This is a genomic window from Pseudoalteromonas sp. 0802 (assembly GCF_013350085.1).
Lineage (GTDB): Bacteria > Pseudomonadota > Gammaproteobacteria > Enterobacterales > Alteromonadaceae > Pseudoalteromonas.
In genome coordinates this window covers 268,001-287,351 of the sequence record NZ_JABVXE010000002.1, presented here as the reverse complement: position 1 = coordinate 287,351, position 19,351 = coordinate 268,001, and the positions used below count along the sequence as shown (strand labels likewise).

Below are 19,351 nucleotides of genomic sequence, written 5' to 3'. Positions count from 1 at the left end.
TTAAACTCCCCAAGGAAGGATACAATAATAAATCCTAACGTTGATTTAGCCCTGCACTAGCAGGGCTTTTTTGTTTCTATACCCAAACCACCTCAAGATGCAGAATTCAGCGTTTCACAGGTGCTTAATATCAAGGCGTTACTTTGCAAGAATGGCAGTCCCTTTTAAGAAGTAACAACGATGAGAGTAAGTGCCTGTGAAGCGCCCAAAGGGTTGGTTTAAAAGCGATTTATACTGCGTTATTGATTTTAACAATAGAACCACTATTACTTGCAATCAATGCCTTGCCTAAATCGCTTTTAATTCCAACTGAAACTCGCATCTTGAGGTAGTTTGGGTATATTAAACCATTGCGTGTTATGGTAGTTCAACGTGTTTAAACAGGGATTAAAAATGGACTTACGGTTAATTATAAATGGTAAAAAAGCGGCTGATGAGCAGCTTCGTGATGCCATCGGTCAATTTCGAACTCGTCAGCCACTTGCGGTGCGTGTTACTTATGAAGGCGGTGACATTGAGCGCTTTATTAATGAAGCCGTGGCAGAGGGTGTAAAACGTGTTGTCGTAGCTGGTGGTGATGGCACTGTTAATGAAGCCGTTAATGCATTAATGAAACTGGAAAAGTCACAACGTTTAGAGCTTGCTATTTTACCTATGGGCACAGCAAATGATTTTGCTACAGCCGCTAATATTCCTCATGGGTACTTGCCAGCACTGAAACTTGCCGCACAGGGGCAGCCGCATGCAATTGATACGGTAGAGGTTGATAAGCGCTATTTTGTGAATGTAGCCAGTGCTGGCTTTGGGGCAAAAATTACCGCAACCACACCGCCTGCACTGAAAAACTTACTCGGTGGTGGCGCGTATACCTTGGCTGGGCTTGTACAAGCACTAAGTTTTGTACCTTACAGTGGCGAGTTAACGCTGCCTGATGGTGAACGAACTTCGGGCGATATTATTGCCGCTGCCGTGTGTAATGGACGCCAAGCGGGTGGTGGTCAGCCCCTTGCGCCCCATGCGTACATAAATGATGGCTTGGTTGATTTAGTGGCGTTTACATCATTTGCAATTTCAGATGTACCAGCGGTTATCGAAGAGCTAAGTAACTATCCTAATTCATCACAACAGTGGGTAAAACGCTTTCAAGTGCCTTGGCTTGAATGGCAAACACAAACAGAAATGCCAATAAATTTAGATGGCGAGCCAATCACCTCAAAACAACAGCGTTTTGAAGTGCATGCTGGCGCGCTAAACATGGTGCTACCAGACGCTTGTACATTACTTAAATAAACGATGATGAAAAATTTTGATGTTACTCGGTTAGCGCTGGTTTTGCTAAGGCCGCAATGCTAGATTATCTCTGTAAAAATTAAATTCTCACGCAATGGACTTTAATTTTTAACAGTTTAGGTAATTTGAATGAATCAAACAGTGGAACAAACAATGAAAAAAGTAGGATTAGTCGGTTGGCGGGGCATGGTTGGCTCTGTGTTATTAGAACGTATGCAGCAAGAAAATGATTTTTCTAATATCGACACGACTTTTTTCACCACCTCACAAACCGGTCAATTAGGCCCTGATCTTGCTGGTCCTGCTAAACCGCTTTTAGATGCCAATGATATCGCTGAGCTTGCTAAGATGGATATTATTGTTACTTGCCAAGGCGGTGACTACACCAAAGCCGTTTACCCGCAATTACGTGAATCAGGTTGGCAAGGTTACTGGATTGATGCGGCATCGGCACTGCGTATGAGTGACGACAGTATTATTGTGCTAGACCCAGTAAACAAAGACGTTATCAGTGCGGGTCTAGAGCAAGGTGTTAAAACCTATGTGGGCGGTAACTGTACCGTATCACTTATGCTATTAGCCCTAGGCGGCTTATTTGAACAAGACTTGATTGAGTGGGTAAGCCCAATGACATATCAAGCGGCTTCTGGTGCAGGCGCACGAAACATGAAAGAGTTAATTGCGCAAATGGGTGCAATTCACGAAACAGTGGCAGACAAGCTTGCAGATCCAAATGCTGCGATTCTTGAGATTGATAAGTTAGTCACCGAAAAAATTGCCTCAAGCGATTTACCACAAGACCAGTTTGGTGTGCCTCTAGCTGGTAGCCTTATCCCTTGGATTGATGTACCAATGCCAAGCGGTCAAAGTAAAGAAGAGTGGAAAGCGCAAGTTGAAGCAAACAAAATTTTAGGTAGCAGCGAGCAACCAGTACCCGTTGATGGCTTATGTGTTCGCATTGGCGCAATGCGTTGTCACTCACAAGCAATGACAATTAAGCTGCGCAAAGACATTAGCGTTGAGAAAATTGAAGAAATTCTAGCTTCTCACAATGAGTGGGTAAAAGTGATCCCAAATGATCGTGATATTACTGCTACAGACTTAACACCTGTAAAAGTAACTGGCACGCTGTCTATTCCGGTAGGTCGTATTCGTAAATTAGCGATGGGCCCAGAGTATATCAGTGCGTTTACGGTTGGTGATCAACTGTTATGGGGTGCAGCTGAGCCACTTCGTCGCATGTTACGCATTATTGTTGATGGCCAACAATAATCACACAACTCAATATTAAGGCTAGCATTTTGCTGGCCTTTTTTAGCACTAAAGGAAAGTAATGCACACCCCTAATAAATGGAAAATGACACCAGAGCGAGTGTCGCAGTTCATTAAAACCTACAGCTTTGCACTGATGGTTGATAGTGAGTTTGAGGCAACTCATTTACCTTTAGTTTATAAGCCCCATGAGGGCGAGTTTGGTACCTTATATGGTCATGTGTCACGGGCTAACCGTCATGGCAAAAGCTTGCAAGATACTCGTGTATTAGTGGTTTTTAATGGCCCTCATAGTTATATATCTCCTACTTGGTATAGCGAGAAGCCAGCTGTATCAACTTGGAACTACGCTGCGGTGCATGCCAAGGGCAAAGTAGAATACCTCGATGATGACCACACCTTAGCTTGCCTAGATGAGCTGATTCGCCAATACGAGCCAAGTATTTTAAACGATACCAGTTTGTTGCCAGCTGATTATCAAGCCAAGTTACTTCGTGGCATAGAGGGTATTAAAATCGAACTTGATTCAATTCAGGGAAAAGAAAAGTTAGGCCAGCATAAATCGGCAGCGGATCAACAAGGTGTTGTAACAGGGTTAAAATCAGATAAACACCCGGATGCCCAAGCCTTACTTAGCTATATGCTTAAACATGAAGTAGGAATAGGCAGCTAATTTGCATCCCGCAAATGCTGCCAATTGGTTGGAAAGTATGAAGCACTGCTTTGTTAAAAGCATGTTAACTACTAAAACTAAAGTTAGTACATTCCGTGTATCTGTCAACTAAATGTCATATTTAGAGAAGGTAAGTTTAGAAATAAGGCAATTTAAGAAGGTATGTAAAACTCATTGATTTTATTTACCCTAACCTACTTTGCACCGAAAAAATAAGCACTTAATTATTTGCCGAACTTCCAAGCCCTCACTATATTTTCTTAAGTGCTTAGTTGGAAGTTGGCTATGAACATTTCAAAAAAATTAAAACTCGCCTTTGCGTCAGCCATTGCGCTGCCACTCATCATCATTGCTGTGCTTGTAATTACACAAACAAGACAGCAAGCCCTCGATAGTTTTGCCGAGCTTAGTGAAAGAGAAGCGAGACAAGTCGATAATGGTATTAGTATGTTTTTTGCCGAAATCGAAAAAAATGTCGATTACCTTGCTTCCCATGCCGCTATCTTAGATGCCAAGCAAGGTGTTAAAACCCATATGCAGTCACCTAATGCAGAAAAGCTTGATCATTTAAGTGGTAGTAACACCGAACAAAACGCCTTTAGTTTGTTTGATCACTTTGGCGCCACCCACCCGGGACTTGCATATATTTATATGGGTAATGAGCAAGGCGGTTATATTCAATGGCCAGAGGGTGAAGTTACAGCGAATTATGATCCAAGAGTAAGGCCTTGGTACGAAACAGGCAAAGCAGCAGGTGGTAAAACGGTAAGAACCAATGCCTATTATTGGGCAGCCGATGACATGGTAATTGTTTCTACTGTTAAAGCGATTAAACAAGCAGGAGAGTTTATTGGTGTGCAGGGCATGGATGTATCCTTGCAGGGCCTTACCGATATTATTGCGAACATTAAACTTGGTGAAACTGGTTATTTAATGTTGATTGAAGATAGTGGCAACGTACTCGTTGACGTTAAAAATGCTGATTACAGGTTTAAGCAGCTAGCACAAGTCAATAACGGAAAATACAAGCAACTTGCTGATAATAATCAGGGGCAATTTGAAATTGACATTAATGGCAAAGATTACTTAGCGAATATTTACACCTCGCAAAAACTAGGCTGGAAATTTATAGGTTTAGTTGAAAAATCTGAAGTGATGAGTGCTGCAAACGCAATGACGATTACTATTTTAGTCATCAGTGCAATCTTGATTGCTGTGTTCATTTTAGTTGCTAGCTATATTTCTAAATTAATTTCTGCACCTATTGTTGAAGTAAGTGATGGTCTTACCGAGATATCGCAAGGTGGTGGTGATTTAACTAAACGTTTAGTGATTAAAACACGTGATGAAACGGCCAAACTGGCTAACAGCTTTAACTTATTTTTGAATCTAATATCGGATTTAGTCACGCAAATTAATGATTGTGCGCAAAATGTAAGTGATACCTCAGCGCAAACATCATCACAGGCGGCGCAATTATCTGGCTCAACATCACAGCAACAACAAGCCCTTGAAATGGCGGCCACAGCGATTAATGAAATGGCAGCGACTGCTAATGAAGTATCTGCTAGTTGTGCCAATGCAGCCGAACTTGCATCGCAAACACAGCAGGCCTCTGAGCTTGGGCAAAGTGTTATATCTGAAACGGTTGATAGTGTTGTGTCTTTGTCTGAGGTGATAGCTAAAGCAACTCAAGATATAAACCAACTCGACGCTGAAAGCGAAAATATCATGTCGATTTTAAGCGTGATAAGAGGCATTGCAGAGCAAACCAATTTGTTAGCCTTAAATGCAGCAATTGAAGCGGCGAGGGCAGGCGACCATGGTCGAGGTTTTGCGGTTGTTGCAGATGAGGTGCGTGCGCTATCACAAAGAACCTCAGAATCAACAGAAGAAATAGCTAGTCAGTTAGATACGTTGCGTAAAATGTCTGATCAAGTGTCAAAAGAGATGACAACCAGCTTAAACCGTACAAACAAAACGGTTGATCTAGCTCATTCAGCACAGCAACAATTTAGCGAAATAACCGCGTCGATCGTCAATATTAGCGATTTAAATACACAAATTGCCACCGCAGCCGAAGAGCAACAGCATGTAGCCGAAGACATTAACCGCAATGTTGTTGAAATAAAAAATGCGGCTGATGATGTAAGCGAAATTGCCGATAGTGCAAGAGGCAATGGAGAGAAACTAAACCTGTTATCGAATACACTGACTGATTTAGTGGGTAAATTTAAAGTGTAAGTGAGGCATTATTGAAACTTTGTTGTTATTTTTTTATGTAGACTTACGAGCTGGATCAATTTATCAAAAAAATAATTACCCGTTTTAGGTTCTAGGACTTGATTTGATAATACAATATGATTAAGTTTTAACAGCAACCAACAACACAGTAATGAGCTATGCAGGGAAGAACACCAAACTTTAACAAATTGCCACTTATTGTTTGTTTATTAATGTTCTTTCTAACCTGCGTTTTTCATGTGTCTGTAAGTTATTTTCAGGTAAGACACCAAAAGCAATTTTCGAACGTTTTATTAAATAAGGCTGAGCATATCTCTGCAGATATCTCATCAGCAATAAATGCCGCTTCACAGATCTCATTTCGTCAATGTAACACTCAAACCATTAATAAATTACGGGTGATCTTGGCCAATTATGAATACGTCCATGATCTAGGTTTAATTAGAAAAGGTAAGGTTAAGTGCACTGCAAATTGGGGTAAGTTAGATAATACAACTTTACTTACTCAGCAATTATATAATTCATCTTCAGGGTATGATTTTGCAGCAGAGGTTGCAGGTGTTTTTCCGGTAGAAACAAAGTATGACGTCACTAAACGTGACGATATCATCGCATTCACTGTAAACAAGCCTTTTAAACATATTGATGAATTAAACAAGCACTTTTCATTTAAAATTATTTCTAAAAATAAAGAGTATGTTTTCCATCACTATGAAAGCCAATATCAATTTAACAGCAAAACATTTTTGCCAACGCAACAGGTAGAAACGTGTAGTACACAATTTTCTTATTGTGTTGTCACTGAGAATAATCGCCCAGGCATTTTGTATTTCCCTTTGTACATATCTGTATTGATCATATGTATGCTTGGTTTAATTAGCTTTTTAATAGCGTATTCTTTGAGCTCATATTTTGATAAGCAAAACTCCATGGAATTCAGACTTCGAAGTGCAATCAAGAATGCGCAGTTGTATCTTGAGTATCAACCAATCATAGATGTTAAAACTAACAAAATAATTGGTGTTGAGAGTTTAGTCCGGTGGAAAGACGAAATACATGGCCAGGTTTCACCGGAACTATTTTTAGGTGTTGCTGAGCAGTTATCTTTGTATCCTATGTTGGCCTATGAATGCGCGATGAAGGCCCTTAAAGAATTAGCACCAATTATGAAAACCGATCATGGTTTTTCTGTCGCAATTAATGTTAATGCATATGAAATTGAAAACCCTGAGTTTTTAGATTATTTACATCAGCTTTGTAGTAAGTATGAGCTAAGGAATGAGCAAGTAAAGATAGAAATAACAGAGCGCATAGGCCTGCCTTTAACGTTATTAGCTTGCTTCGCTTTAAAGGCTAAAAAATATGGCTTTAAAATAGCGCTCGATGATTTTGGAACAGGGGTATCTAACCTTGTGTGGCTTACAGAAATCAACTTTGATGTAATCAAGATAGATAAGGTATTTACCCAATCAATTACAGATGGTGTTAAGCAAAAAATGATTTTGGCGATAATGTCATTAGTCTCAGAGCTGAACCGAACTGTTATCTTTGAAGGGGTTGAAACTGAGGACGAGTACAATTTTATCGAGAGTCATAACGAGGATTACCAAATACAAGGTTGGTATTTTTATAAGTCATTGTCTTTGCAGGATTTACAAAATGCTTTAGTTGGTAATGACAATGCGCAAACGCTCTAGACTTATTTTGCTGTTACACATTAGTATGTAACCGGCAATCGCTATAGAACAAAATGGAAAACAATGAAAGTAGACAATGTGACCGCTGAAGATTATCCAGAGCTACTCGCTGTATGGGAAAACTCAGTTCGAGCAACTCATGATTTTATAACAGAAGACGATATAGCCTTTTTTAAGCCAATTATCATTGAGCAGGCGTTTCCTAATGTGACTTTAAAGTGCATTAAGGATGAGCATCAGGCAATTTTAGGCTTTATTGGCGTACATGAGTGCAAAATAGAAATGTTGTTCATTTTAGATGCCGCAAGAGGTAAGGGCATAGGTAAAGCCCTACTTAACTTTGCGGTTGAGCAATTAGCTGCCAACAAAGTGGATGTTAATGAGCAAAACCCACTTGCAGTGGGGTTTTATCAGCATATGGGGTTTAAAGTTGCCTCTCGCTCACCCTTAGATGATATGGGTAAACCATTTCCAATATTACACATGGAACTCGTGTAGGAATGGCTGCAGCCGTGAATTTAGATGTTCGCCGTTGAAACGTCTCCTAGAAACTTTACTCTTGTAACTTGTAACTTGTAACTTGTAACTTGTAACTTTCCCCTCAATCGCGCTAAAACACGACCTACAAACGTGCGAAACAAGTTTCACGCTTACGAAAGAAAACATTAGGCGCTAGGATTCAGGCTCTAGGACGCGATATAAAATTGCTGCTACTTGTTCGGCGTTGAAACGTATCCAAGAAACTTTCACCTTGTAGCTTGCTAACTTTCCCCTCAATCGCGCTAAAGCACGACCTACAAACGCGCGAAACAAGTTTCACGCCTACGAAAGAAAACATTAGGCGCTAGGATTCAGGCTCTAGGACGCGATATAAAATTGCTGCTACTTGTTCGGAGTTGAAACGCCTCCTAGAAACTTTCCCCTTGTAACTCGCTAACTTTACTCTCGTATCTTAAAAACTAAAAATTTATTACTTGTCATACAAATTAATCTATTTTATCTTCAATGGATTAAGCTTCAAAAATAAAAGGATTTTTAATGGTTAAACTAAATGGATTCACAGTTTTAATTTTGATTGCTATCAGTTCGCTAATAACTTATTTGGTTACTTCATCGAGCAACAATAGTGAGGTGACGGCTACCGTAATAGAGAGCCAAGTTAATAGTGATTCTAATAAAGAAGTGATCTCGACGAATAACAAAGATATACATCAAAGCACTATTCAAGTTAAACAATTAGCCAGTTCAGAGCCTGAAGGTAATAAGGTGAGTGAAGAGCAAGGTCAACAAACGAATTTAGCTGATAGACATTTTTCATCATCAGAATCTGTTACCAATTCATTCATTACTGATAATGGGCAAATTAAACAGCAAAGCGTATTTGGCGCAATCACAATTCCTGAATTTCATGACTTTTTGAATAATGTACGAGGTGCAGAAGAAAACGATAATTCAATAGTAAGAGAAGTTAAGCTGCTCGAGATGTTGAGTCAAATTCGCACAAACGACGTTTATGCTGAAGACTTTGCTTGTAGAGGTAAAGTCTGTGCTATGTCATTTCACCATGAGGCTAACTCTGATTTTGATCTTGATAAGTTGAGTACTTTTGATGAAAACTACCTTTTCACAAACACATCAAAAGATGAATCAGGTTCAACAGTGACAAGAGTCTTGTTTATTCAAACAGACAACCCATCTCAATTAGTTTTTACCAATGGCTAGTCTTTGTAAGTCGTCATTTATGGCGACAAAAGCTTGAACATTTTCATGTAGGAACGGCTTTTGCCGTGAACCATAAATGTTCGGCGTTGAAACGCCTCCTACACACTTTCAACTTGTAGCTTGCTAACTTTACTCTCGCAACTTGTGACTCGCTAACTCATAACATATCTTTTGCTTAATTTAATGAACGCGATATGCTGAAGCACGAATAAAGCATTACAGGGGAGTAGCAAATGGATCTCAATCAGGTGACGTTACCTGTAAAGGATATGAATGAAGCGGTGGCTTTTTACTTAACTCTGGGAATGATTCAGATTGTGGATACCCCGCATTACGCACGCTTTCAATGCCCAGATGGTGATGCCACATTTTCGCTGTCATTAGAAACTGAAGAGTTTAGTAATAGTGCGGTCATTTATTTTGAACATCAGCAGCTCGATGAGCTTTATGCAAGCCTTGTTGAAAAAGGCATTAGCTTTGAACAGCCGCCTACCCCCCAACGTTATTTATGGACGGAAGCAATTCTAAAAGACCCATCAGGGAATAAAATTAAATTGTATTGGGCCGGAGAAAACCGCTTAAACCCACCATGGAAGGTAGAAAAGCGAGGGTAAAAAAGGCGCTAGGGTCTAGATCTTAGCGCCTATTATCTAAAAGCTATTTACTAAAAACCTTACTGCTTTTCTTTCAGTAGTTGTTTTAGTTCGGCCATTTCAGCTTGCAGCTGAGCAATTTGCCCTTTGGTTGCAGGCATGTCGGCATCAGATGTTTGCTCTTCACGGGCGTTACGATGCTCCTCAGACATGACTTCTAAAATTGCACCAACCATCATGTTTAAAAATACAAAGGCCGTTAAGAAGATAAACGTTAGGTAGAAAATCCAGCTGAGTTCATACACAGCCATAGTTTCATACATAACATCGGTCCAATCTTCGAACGTGGCGATTCTGAACAGGGTGAGCATAGAAATAGACACATCACCCCACAGCACTGGATTTATATCAGCAAACAGCATGCTACCCATGGCGGCATAAATATAGAAGATCACGAACATGAGCAGGGCAATATAGCCCATTTGTGGAATGGCTTTTAAAAGTGAGTTAACCAGCAGTCTGAGCTCTGGGATCATAGATACAAGTCGCAACACGCGGAAAATACGCAGTAATCGAGCGATAAAAATCGTAGAGCCAGCTGCAGGGTAAAGGCTTCCCACCACGATTATAAAATCGAAGATATTCCAGCCTTTGGTGAAAAAGTCTTTAAAACCACGACTGGCGATAAAGCGGATCACCAGTTCAACTAAAAAGAAAACCGTGATACCTAAGTCCATCCAATGTAAGGCAAGCTCAGCAGTTGGATGTAAAGAGTAGGTATGTGCACCCACTGTTAGCGCTGAAATAACAATGACAGCAATAACAAATGATTGAAAAATTTTACTTTTATCGATACGCTGAAACAGCTGTTGTAACTGCGACAACATCATATAGAACCCTTTGGTAATAATATTTAAACCCACGCAATATACAGGAAAACGCAGCACCAATGTATAACTACATAAAGGAAATTTAATGTTTTTAAATGCCTTAAAATTGGCCGTGATTGCGACCCTTGCAATACTTTTATCAGCTTGTAGCTCAGATGCCCGTTATCATGAAATTCAATCGGCGCGCTTAAGTGAATGCAATCATATGGCAGATAAAGAGTACAATGAGTGTGTAAAGCGCCAGCAAGATAGCTACGAAGAATTTAAAAAACAACAAGCAGAACATGACTAAAACTGAAAAACGTCTAGATAAGGCTATTCGAGTTGCATTAACGCAAGCGTGCGAACAAGCAAAAGAGCACGTACACGAATTTTCATGGTTAACGCATACTGCTGACCTAAAAAAGCTACCGCAATCACTAAAAGTAAGTTGTTATTGTAAAGAGCAGCCGATAACCGCTGAGCAAACCCAGTTAATTTCCAGTTTAATTATCAAAGAATTGAGCGCTATAGATTTCGCTATCAATGCAAAAGCAATTGCGTTTTTAAAGGAATAATAATGTACGTAAATTTAACCCCTAAACAGATGGTTAGATTAAATCTAGCCCTTGCAATGTTATTTATTTGTATAGGTGTGTACAGCTTGCAATCAGACTCATTACCTATTTCAAGTTTTACCGGTTTTATATTTGCTATCGGTTTTATGGTGCAGGCTTATCGTTCAACAGAAAAGTTTGCAGCCAAAACAGCCCTTAGTAAAACACTCACGGCAACAGGCTCGAGCTTAACGGTTAAGCAGGTTTATTATGGCGATAAAGAAGCAACTCTTGAATTAAGCCGTATTACGCAACTGAAAGTTGCTGATAACTATTTAGCCGTCATATTAGATGGCAACGGCCAAGGTTATGACTTTCAAATAAAAGGCAAAGCTGAAGCAATCACTAACCGTTTAAATGAGATATTGCCAAAGGAGCTGCTTAAAAACAGCCCAATCAAACAGGTTTAATTTGGTAAGCCAGCTGCAAATGGCTATAATCGGCAAAAATTATTGAAAGAGATATAGCAATGGCAGTGCCTACGCGTTCACAAATTTCAATTGGCTGCGAAGTCAACATTGTTTTAAAACAAGATCAACGAACAGGTCAGTTAACTCAAGGTGTGGTGTCACGTATTTTAACTAAATCCCCAAATCACCCGCATGGTATTAAAGTTCAGCTTGATGATGGTCAAGTAGGGCGCGTGAAAGAGATTTTATCATGAGTGTTTTAAGCGAAAGTGAATTTTGGCAACTCGTGACCGCCGAAGATAAAACTGCCGAGCCTGAGTCTGTTTGTAATGCATTAAAAGCAAAGCTGACTGATTTATCTGACCAGCAGCTGATGGAATTTGATAAGCAGTTTAACCTACGTATGCGCAAAGCCTATACCTGGGACTTATTTGGTGCCGCTTATGTAATGGCCGGTTGTAACGATGATTATGGTTTTTCTGAGTTTTTATGTTGGCTTATTTCACGTGGTGAACAGGCTTTTTTAAAGGCGCTTGAAAACCCGGACTCAATTGCCGAGTGTACGCCAGTTTATCATTTAAACGAACAGCCTTACCCGTATTTAGATGAGTACGATTTAATTGCCGGTATGCTTTACGAAGAACGTAATGATGACGAATTACCCTTTGTGCCATCAGGCCTTGAGCAACCAAAAGGTAAACGTTTTAAAGATAAAGCTAAGTTTTTAAAACAAACCTACCCAAATTTATATGCTAAGTATTGGCAAAAACCGAGTTAATTAAAAGCACCCAAGGGTGCTTTTTTTATGTCTTTAGGTTACTTGCTTTTACCATGACAACTCATTAAATTATTAAATAATATTAATAAAGTGAATGCTAATATGCGTCAGGAGCTTATTGAGCTAAAACAGTATTTAATAAAAAAAGGCATTCATAGAGAGGCCTATGCAATTGATACTTTACCAAGAATTGAAGGGCATTGTATTTACGACGCAAAGAGTCATATTGAGGTCTTTTATTTCGAACGAGGGGTGAAGTTTCAGCAAAAAAAATTCTCTGATGTTGAAGATGCGATAAGTTATTTTAAAGCAGAGTTACTTTCAGACCCCTTTGCAAAAAGTTAAGGACACGCTATGCGAATGGAAAATTTAGATATCAAATCAGAGCTTCACGGAGATGATGCCGCTAAAGTCGCATTTCAATGGTTAAAATTATTTTGTCCGCATCTAACATCATTTTCCGAATTTGTTAAAGGGAAAAGCTATCTGTGGGATGAGCTCAAAGAGTTTACAAGCAATGATGAAGCATTGACTGACTTTAGCTCTCATCAGGCACTAAACTACTACATCATGCCTGACTATTTTAAACCAGGCGAAGATAGTATCTTTGTCACAAATAAAAAACCACGAGGAAACTTGCATCGCCAAGACTTTCATGTTTTCCCAAAAAACTTTGCTTGGTCAATGGCTTTTACACATGAAGATGGTTGGCTCGGCCCAAAGTTTGTAAAACATACAAATTATCAACAGTTAAACAATTCAAATATAAAAGCGGTAAATGAAGTTGCTTCGTTAAAACAAAAATGGAGCGGTGGTTAGTTGCTTGCTTAATTTCTTAGTACCCAAATCCAATCATTTTGTGTTATCTTATTCATGCTTAATTCAGCACTATTAACAACATGAATCAGCAGACTAGATTAATTTGGTTTGCTACAACACATATCAAAGGAAATGACAGTGTCAGAAAACGTATATCAAGCCCCAGAATCAAACCTTGCTTCAGCATCAACTGAAACAACCACTTTAAGCATCAAAGAAATTTTGTTTTCTTTTAAGGGACGCATTCCTCGTAAGACTTATTGGTATTCAGTATTAGGTATGATCTTAGCCTCATTTGTTCTTATGTTTTTAGTAGCATTATTAACAGGTGGTAATGAGTCAGCTATTTCTGTAATCATGCTTATTCTTTATATTCCGCTAATATGGATTTCGCTTGCGATTCAAGTGAAACGCTGGCACGACCGTAATAAATCAGGTTGGTGGGTATTAATTGGTTTTGTGCCATTAATTGGTCCTATCTGGGCGTTAATCGAAAATGGCTTTTTAGCAGGTGATGAAGCTGAGAACCGTTTCGGTCAACCTACTAGCTTATAAGCTATACTGTGTGCTCTGAATAACAGAGCACACAAAGTAAACTTACCAATGAAGCATTTTACTACGATTCAAATCGCTCGATTTATTATCAGCTTTAGTTGGTTTTATCATGGGCTGATGCCAAAACTTATTCATGTTGCCCCCTTAGAACAACAAATGACGGCAAGTTTTGGTTTTAATGCTGAAATCTCAACGCTCATTACTCGAGCAGCTGGCATAGGTGAAATTATATTTGCCGTGCTGTTTTTTATTTTCTATCGTTCAATGTTAATCAATATTCTCAATATAGTCGCTTTAGTTGGACTAATGCTGTTTGTTGCTGTTTTACAACCAGCACTTTTAATAGAAGCGTTTAATCCTGTGACTACAAACATTGCTTTGATCGCCTTTAGCCTCGTGCTAATTAAAGAGCAAAAAGCTTTAAACAATAAAACTAAACCGCATAACAACGCTTAATTTCATCAATCATGGCATTTGCTAAAGGCGAACTGGCATTTGTTTTTGAGGTGATCAATACCACAGGAATATCGTAGTGATATTTACTCGGTTGAATAGCTTTAAAAATACCTTTATCAACCCAGAACTGTGCGTAGTGGTCGGGTAAATAACCAATAAACTCACCCGATAAAATTAAATGTGCAATACCTTCATCGTGATAAGCAACAGCACTATTTTGATAGTTTAAACCGTCGTTTCGGCTTTCTTTATCGCGCATGTAGTTACTGGTAATGACTTCGGCTTCTTTAATGAGCTCATTTATTTGTTTGTCATCACACTCAAATAATGGGTGACCGACTGCGCAATACAAAAAGTTAGTTTCGTTGTGTAAGGCGGTGTAATTTAATCCGCGAATATGATGGCGGCTAACACCAATCCCAACTAACGAGCGGCCATTGGCTACTGCGGTTTCTACCTCTCGTGCCTCGCACACATTAATATCAAACTGAATGTTTTTACCTTTGCCTTTTAATCTTGCTATCGCGCGGGGAATGGCACAGCGTGGGTCGCTGACCATGGTATCTATCATGGCAATACTTAAACGTCCCGATAACTCGTTTTTAGAGCTGGCTACGGTATTAGCAAAGGCTTCGCATTGCTGAAGCAGTTCAATCGATGCCTGATAAGTGATGGCGCCAGCGTCTGTAATTTCAAAACCACTGCGGCCACGTTTACATAATTTAATACCAAGCCTTACTTCTAAATCTGATAAATGCGCACTGATGGTGGAGCGGCCAATATTCAAACGTGACTCAGCTGCTGAAAGCCCGCCACACTCAACAATTGCTACAAAAACGCGCAATAAGCGCAGGTCTACGTCATGAACTTGCATAGCTTTTCTTTTAGTTCGATAAATCTGGAATGAATAACGATAATTATGCATTTGTAAAACAACTAGAGCAAGCTAGACTCCATCTAAATAAAACTTAATCCTGTTCTTTAGGAGTTATAAATGACATTTAAGTATGGTGTTGACCAATTAACGTTAGACAGCGTTAATGCTATTGCAGCCGGTACGTTACAGGCAGAGCTTTGCCAAGAAGCAATTGATAAAATTAATAAAAGCCGCCAAAACGTAGACAAAATGGCTGCCTCAGATAAAGCCATTTATGGTATCAATACGGGCTTTGGTCCATTGTGTGATACACAAATTTCTCCAGAAGAAACTAACTTATTACAAAAGAACTTATTGATCACACACGCTGTTGGTGTGGGTGAGCCAATCGCTAAACCTATTTCAAAGCTAATGCTGATCACCAAAGTACATGCATTAAGCCAAGGTTTTTCGGGTATTCGTTTAACCGTAGTTGAGCGTATGCTTAAGTTTATTGAACTTGATATTATCCCTGTTGTACCAGAGCAAGGCTCAGTTGGCGCATCGGGCGACTTAGCACCGTTATCGCACTTATTCTTACCTCTTTTAGGTGAAGGTGAGTTTTGGGTAAACGACACAATCAAACCAGCAGCAGAGGTATTAAAAGAGCACGGTTTAGCGCCTTTAGAATTACATGCTAAAGAAGGCCTAGCGTTAATTAACGGTACTCAGTTTATTTTATCGCATGCCATTACTGCACTTACTAAAATGCGTTACTTATTAGACCTTGCAGATATCGCAGGTGCTATGAGTATTGAAGGTATGCAAGGTAGCGAATCGCCGTTCCGTGAAGAGTTACACGCAATTCGTGCTTTTAAAGGTAACGTTGAAGTTGCAGCGCGTATGCGTAGCTTTTTTGCTGGTTCTGAAAACATGGCTTCACATACTGATTGTGACCGTGTACAAGACCCTTATTCACTACGTTGTATTCCACAAGTTCATGGTGCATCACGTAACGCGTACTACCATTTAAAAGAGCTTGCTGAAACAGAAATGAATTCTGTAACAGATAACCCAATTGTGATCAGCGAAGAAGAAGCTATTTCAGGAGGTGGTTTCCACGGCCAGCCACTTGCTATGGTTTTAGATTACGCATCAATCGCAGCGGCAGAGCTTGGTAACATTGCTGATCGTCGTTGTTACTTATTGCTTGAGGGCTTACACGGCTTACCACGCTTGTTAACGACATCGGGTGGCTTAAACTCTGGCATGATGATCCCGCAATATGTGACTGCTGCACTGGTAACAGAAAATAAATCATTGTGTTTCCCGCCATCAGCAGACAGCGTACCAACATCAATGGGCCAAGAAGATCACGTATCTATGGGTAGTATCTCTGGTCGTAAGTTAAACCAGATTTTAGGTAACCTTGATAAAATCTTTGCTATTGAGCTGATGTATGCAGCGCAAGCAATCGAATTTAGACGTCCTAACAAGTGTTCAGACATCATTGAAGAAAACTTTGCGCTAATTCGCAGCAAAGTTACCAAACTAGAAGAAGACCGCTTACTTAAGCCAGACATTGATGCCATGGTAGAACTTGTTAAATCGCAAGCGTTTAAAGTTAACTAAGGGAGCAAATAATGACTTTTCAAGAACAAATTAAGCAAGGTATCCCAAGCGTATTACCAGAGCCAAAACCGTATCCAAGTGATGCAAACCGTGCTCCAAAACGTAAAGACATTTTATCGGCTGACGAAAAGCAATTAGCTATTCGTAACGCATTGCGTTATTTCCCTAAAGAATGGCACAAAGAATTAGCCGCTGAATTTGCCGCTGAGCTTAAGCAATTTGGCCGTATTTACATGTATCGCTTTAAGCCTAACTATGAACTTAAAGCGCGCTCAATTAGCGATTACCCGGCTAAATGCGAACAAGCTGCCGCTATCATGTTAATGATCGACAATAACCTTGATCCAGCAGTAGCACAGCACCCTGAAGAGCTAATCACTTACGGTGGTAACGGTGCGGTATTCCAAAACTGGGCGCAGTACTTATTAACCATGAAGTACTTAAGCGAAATGGAAGAAGACCAAACGCTACACATGTACTCGGGTCACCCTATGGGATTATTCCCATCATCAGTTGAAGCACCGCGCGTGGTTGTAACAAACGGTATGATGATCCCGAACTATTCAAAGCCGGATGACTGGGAAAAATTCAATGCACTAGGTGTAACTCAATACGGTCAAATGACTGCGGGTTCATTTATGTACATTGGCCCGCAAGGTATTGTTCACGGTACAACCATTACGGTCATGAATGCATTCCGTAAAGTGCTCGAAAAAGGCGAATCACCAAAAGGTAAGATCTTCTTAACTGCTGGTTTAGGCGGTATGAGTGGTGCGCAGCCTAAAGCGGGTAACATTGCTAATTGTATTACTGTGTGTGCTGAGGTTAACCCTAAGGCGGCTATTAAGCGTCATCAACAAGGTTGGGTTGATGAGCTAATTGATAACATGCCAGAGCTTGTTGAGCGTGTACGTACGGCCCAGCAAAATGAAGAAGTGGTTTCAATTGCTTTTATCGGTAACGTGGTTGATGTATGGGAAAGCTTCTTAGCAGAAGATATTTTCATTCACTTAGGTTCAGACCAAACTTCACTTCATAACCCTTGGTCAGGCGGTTACTACCCGGTTGATATCAGCTATGAAGAGTCAAATCGTTTAATTCGTGAAGAGCCAGAAGTATTTAAAGAAAAAGTACAAGCGACGCTTAAGCGCCACGCCGATGCTGTTAACAATCACACGGCAAAAGGTACTTACTTCTTTGATTATGGTAATGCGTTCTTGCTAGAAGCATCACGCGCTGGTGGCGATGTAATGGCTGAAAACGGAATTGATTTTAAATACCCATCGTACGTACAAGATATTCTTGGCCCAATGTGTTTTGACTACGGTTTTGGCCCGTTCCGCTGGGTATGTACGTCAGGTAAACCAGAAGATCTTGATAAAACAGATGCGATTGCTGCAGACGTTTTAAATAAAATCATGGCGGACTCGCCTGAAGAGATCCAACAGCAAATGCAAGACAACATCACGTGGATCAAAGATGCGAAGCAAAACAAACTGGTTGTTGGTTCGCAAGCTCGTATTCTTTATGCAGATGCACAAGGCCGCGCTGAAATCGCTAAAGCCTTTAATGATGCCATTAATCGTGGCGAAATTGGTCCGGTTGTACTTGGGCGTGACCACCATGATGTAAGTGGCACTGATTCACCTTTCCGTGAAACATCAAACATCTATGATGGTAGCCGCTTCACAGCAGACATGGCGATTCACAATGTAATTGGTGATGGTTTCCGTGGTGCTACTTGGGTATCTATTCACAATGGTGGCGGTGTAGGCTGGGGCGAAGTGATCAACGGTGGTTTTGGTATGCTACTAGATGGTAGTGAAGCTGCCGAGCGTCGTTTGAAATCTATGCTATTATTTGATGTAAACAACGGTATTGCTCGTCGTAGTTGGGCGCGTAACGAAGAAGCTAATTTTGCGATTAAACGTGAAATGGCTCGTACCCCTAAACTTAAAGTGACCTTGTCTAATAACGTTGATGATGAAGTTTTATCAAACTTAGATTTCTAAGTTGTGTCAATGCAAAAAGGCCATGTTGTAAACGCAACATGGCCTTTTTTATTGCCAAAAATTATTAAATAGCGCATCGTTTAGGGTATCAATTTTTAGCTTAGCGAATAAGGAGATAGATATGACTAAAACACTTACTGGTGGATGCTGCTGCGGCGAAGTCAGCTTTAAAGTCGCTGATAACTTTAGGCGTTTTTTCTTCTGCCATTGCGAACAATGCCGCAAACTAACCGGCACTGCTCACGCTGCAAACTTGTTTACCTCACCTGATGCTATCGAATGGGTTAAAGGCCAACAGCATATCACGCGGTTTAATTACCCTGGCCGTGCATTATCTAGGGCGTTTTGTAAAACCTGTGGCTCTGCGTTGCCATTTGAATCACAAGACAGTAAATACCTACTTGTACCTGCAGGCAGTTTAAATGAAGAGCCAAGTAAAGAAATAGACGCGCAAATATTTTGCGAAGAGCAAACCGAATGGCATAAAAAAGGTTTAAATGGCAAAAAGTTGATTGGTTTTGGTCGCGATTAAGTCCGATTAAAGGGGAAAGTTAGCGAGGTACGAGAGTAAAGTTAGTGAGGTACGAGAGTAAAGTTAGCGAGATACGAGGGTAAAGTTAGCGAGATACAAGTTTGTAGGAGGCGTTTCCACGCCGAACAAGTAGCAGCGATTTTACATCGCGTCCTAGAGCCTAAACCCCAGTACCTAATGCTTTCAATCGTAGGCATGAAACTTGTTTCGCGCGTTTTCATGTAGGTCGTGCTTTAGCGCGTTAAAAGAGAATTTAGAGAGATACTAGAGTAAAGTTTGACCAATTAATCGAGTTTGATTAATCTGTAAAACACATTTTAAAAG

The 19,351-nt window shown here is 40.1% G+C and carries 22 protein-coding genes; 20 read left to right on the top strand and 2 right to left on the bottom strand.

The window, feature by feature from the left end; translation table 11 throughout:
• The first annotated feature begins 393 nt into the window (after window positions 1–393).
• The 8 genes from yegS (at window position 394) to HUS61_RS06080 (ending at window position 9,512) form a co-directional block, all read left to right on the top strand.
• Complete coding sequence (gene yegS, locus HUS61_RS06115) at window positions 394–1,290, top strand: lipid kinase YegS (protein ID WP_175081527.1); 897 nt, start codon at window positions 394–396, stop codon at window positions 1,288–1,290.
• Window positions 1,291–1,419: 129 nt separating this feature from the next.
• Window positions 1,420–2,562, top strand: a complete 1,143-nt coding sequence (gene asd / locus HUS61_RS06110) for an aspartate-semialdehyde dehydrogenase (protein WP_175081526.1) — start codon at window positions 1,420–1,422, stop codon at window positions 2,560–2,562.
• A gap of 61 nt (window positions 2,563–2,623) precedes the next feature.
• Window positions 2,624–3,235 carry an FMN-binding negative transcriptional regulator gene (locus HUS61_RS06105; protein ID WP_175081525.1) on the top strand — a complete coding sequence of 204 codons (612 nt, stop codon included), beginning with the start codon at window positions 2,624–2,626 and terminating at the stop codon, window positions 3,233–3,235.
• Between the two features lie 285 nt (window positions 3,236–3,520).
• A complete protein-coding gene (locus tag HUS61_RS06100; protein ID WP_175081524.1) occupies window positions 3,521–5,479 on the top strand; it encodes a methyl-accepting chemotaxis protein in 1,959 nt (652 codons plus the stop codon).
• 158 nt (window positions 5,480–5,637) lie between these two features.
• Window positions 5,638–7,176, top strand: a complete 1,539-nt coding sequence (locus tag HUS61_RS06095; protein WP_175081523.1) for an EAL domain-containing protein — start codon at window positions 5,638–5,640, stop codon at window positions 7,174–7,176.
• A gap of 63 nt (window positions 7,177–7,239) precedes the next feature.
• Entirely contained in the window at window positions 7,240–7,674 is a 435-nt protein-coding gene (locus tag HUS61_RS06090) for a GNAT family N-acetyltransferase (RefSeq protein WP_175081522.1), read from the top strand.
• Window positions 7,675–8,214: 540 nt separating this feature from the next.
• Window positions 8,215–8,898, top strand: coding sequence for a hypothetical protein (locus HUS61_RS06085; protein WP_175080695.1), 684 nt, complete (start codon window positions 8,215–8,217; stop codon window positions 8,896–8,898).
• 233 nt (window positions 8,899–9,131) lie between these two features.
• A complete protein-coding gene (locus HUS61_RS06080; protein WP_175081521.1) occupies window positions 9,132–9,512 on the top strand; it encodes a VOC family protein in 381 nt (126 codons plus the stop codon).
• Between the two features lie 59 nt (window positions 9,513–9,571).
• Here HUS61_RS06080 and HUS61_RS06075 read toward each other — a convergent pair whose 3' ends face one another.
• Window positions 9,572–10,378 (bottom strand): ion transporter, encoded by an 807-nt coding sequence (locus HUS61_RS06075; protein ID WP_171037160.1) that lies wholly within the window; start codon window positions 10,376–10,378, stop codon window positions 9,572–9,574.
• A gap of 88 nt (window positions 10,379–10,466) precedes the next feature.
• Between HUS61_RS06075 and HUS61_RS06070 the strand changes: the two genes are divergently transcribed.
• The 9 genes from HUS61_RS06070 to HUS61_RS06030 all read left to right on the top strand — a co-directional run bounded on the left by HUS61_RS06070 (window position 10,467) and on the right by HUS61_RS06030 (window position 13,995).
• The gene (locus HUS61_RS06070) at window positions 10,467–10,673 is read left to right on the top strand and encodes a hypothetical protein (RefSeq protein WP_175081520.1); all 207 of its coding nucleotides are present in this window, start codon (window positions 10,467–10,469) and stop codon (window positions 10,671–10,673) included.
• Complete coding sequence (locus HUS61_RS06065) at window positions 10,666–10,938, top strand: hypothetical protein (RefSeq protein ID WP_175081519.1); 273 nt, start codon at window positions 10,666–10,668, stop codon at window positions 10,936–10,938. The genes HUS61_RS06070 and HUS61_RS06065 overlap by 8 nt, the downstream gene beginning before the upstream one ends.
• 2 nt (window positions 10,939–10,940) lie before the next feature.
• The gene (locus HUS61_RS06060; RefSeq protein ID WP_175080692.1) at window positions 10,941–11,387 is read left to right on the top strand and encodes a hypothetical protein; all 447 of its coding nucleotides are present in this window, start codon (window positions 10,941–10,943) and stop codon (window positions 11,385–11,387) included.
• Window positions 11,388–11,446: 59 nt separating this feature from the next.
• The gene (locus HUS61_RS06055) at window positions 11,447–11,641 is read left to right on the top strand and encodes a YwbE family protein (protein WP_036971837.1); all 195 of its coding nucleotides are present in this window, start codon (window positions 11,447–11,449) and stop codon (window positions 11,639–11,641) included.
• The gene (locus tag HUS61_RS06050) at window positions 11,638–12,165 is read left to right on the top strand and encodes a DUF4240 domain-containing protein (protein WP_175081518.1); all 528 of its coding nucleotides are present in this window, start codon (window positions 11,638–11,640) and stop codon (window positions 12,163–12,165) included. The genes HUS61_RS06055 and HUS61_RS06050 overlap by 4 nt, the downstream gene beginning before the upstream one ends.
• A 102-nt stretch (window positions 12,166–12,267) precedes the next feature.
• Window positions 12,268–12,510, top strand: coding sequence for a hypothetical protein (locus HUS61_RS06045; RefSeq protein WP_175081517.1), 243 nt, complete (start codon window positions 12,268–12,270; stop codon window positions 12,508–12,510).
• A 15-nt stretch (window positions 12,511–12,525) separates the two neighbouring features.
• Complete coding sequence (locus HUS61_RS06040; protein ID WP_175081516.1) at window positions 12,526–12,984, top strand: hypothetical protein; 459 nt, start codon at window positions 12,526–12,528, stop codon at window positions 12,982–12,984.
• 138 nt (window positions 12,985–13,122) lie between these two features.
• A complete protein-coding gene (locus HUS61_RS06035) occupies window positions 13,123–13,539 on the top strand; it encodes a DUF805 domain-containing protein (protein WP_220094644.1) in 417 nt (138 codons plus the stop codon).
• A 48-nt stretch (window positions 13,540–13,587) separates the two neighbouring features.
• Complete coding sequence (locus HUS61_RS06030; protein ID WP_175081514.1) at window positions 13,588–13,995, top strand: DoxX-like family protein; 408 nt, start codon at window positions 13,588–13,590, stop codon at window positions 13,993–13,995.
• Here the strand turns inward: HUS61_RS06030 and HUS61_RS06025 are convergent.
• Complete coding sequence (locus HUS61_RS06025) at window positions 13,973–14,869, bottom strand: LysR family transcriptional regulator (RefSeq protein ID WP_175081513.1); 897 nt, start codon at window positions 14,867–14,869, stop codon at window positions 13,973–13,975. The two genes, HUS61_RS06030 and HUS61_RS06025, sit on opposite strands and share 23 nt — an antisense overlap.
• Window positions 14,870–14,989: 120 nt before the next feature.
• Here HUS61_RS06025 and hutH point away from each other — a divergent pair, with 120 nt between their 5' ends.
• The 3 genes from hutH (at window position 14,990) to HUS61_RS06010 (ending at window position 19,027) form a co-directional block, all read left to right on the top strand.
• Complete coding sequence (gene hutH, locus HUS61_RS06020) at window positions 14,990–16,483, top strand: histidine ammonia-lyase (RefSeq protein WP_175081512.1); 1,494 nt, start codon at window positions 14,990–14,992, stop codon at window positions 16,481–16,483.
• A gap of 11 nt (window positions 16,484–16,494) precedes the next feature.
• A complete protein-coding gene (locus HUS61_RS06015) occupies window positions 16,495–18,495 on the top strand; it encodes a urocanate hydratase (RefSeq protein ID WP_175081511.1) in 2,001 nt (666 codons plus the stop codon).
• A 121-nt stretch (window positions 18,496–18,616) separates the two neighbouring features.
• Window positions 18,617–19,027 carry a GFA family protein gene (locus HUS61_RS06010; RefSeq protein WP_175081510.1) on the top strand — a complete coding sequence of 137 codons (411 nt, stop codon included), beginning with the start codon at window positions 18,617–18,619 and terminating at the stop codon, window positions 19,025–19,027.
• Window positions 19,028–19,351: the final 324 nt, after the last annotated feature.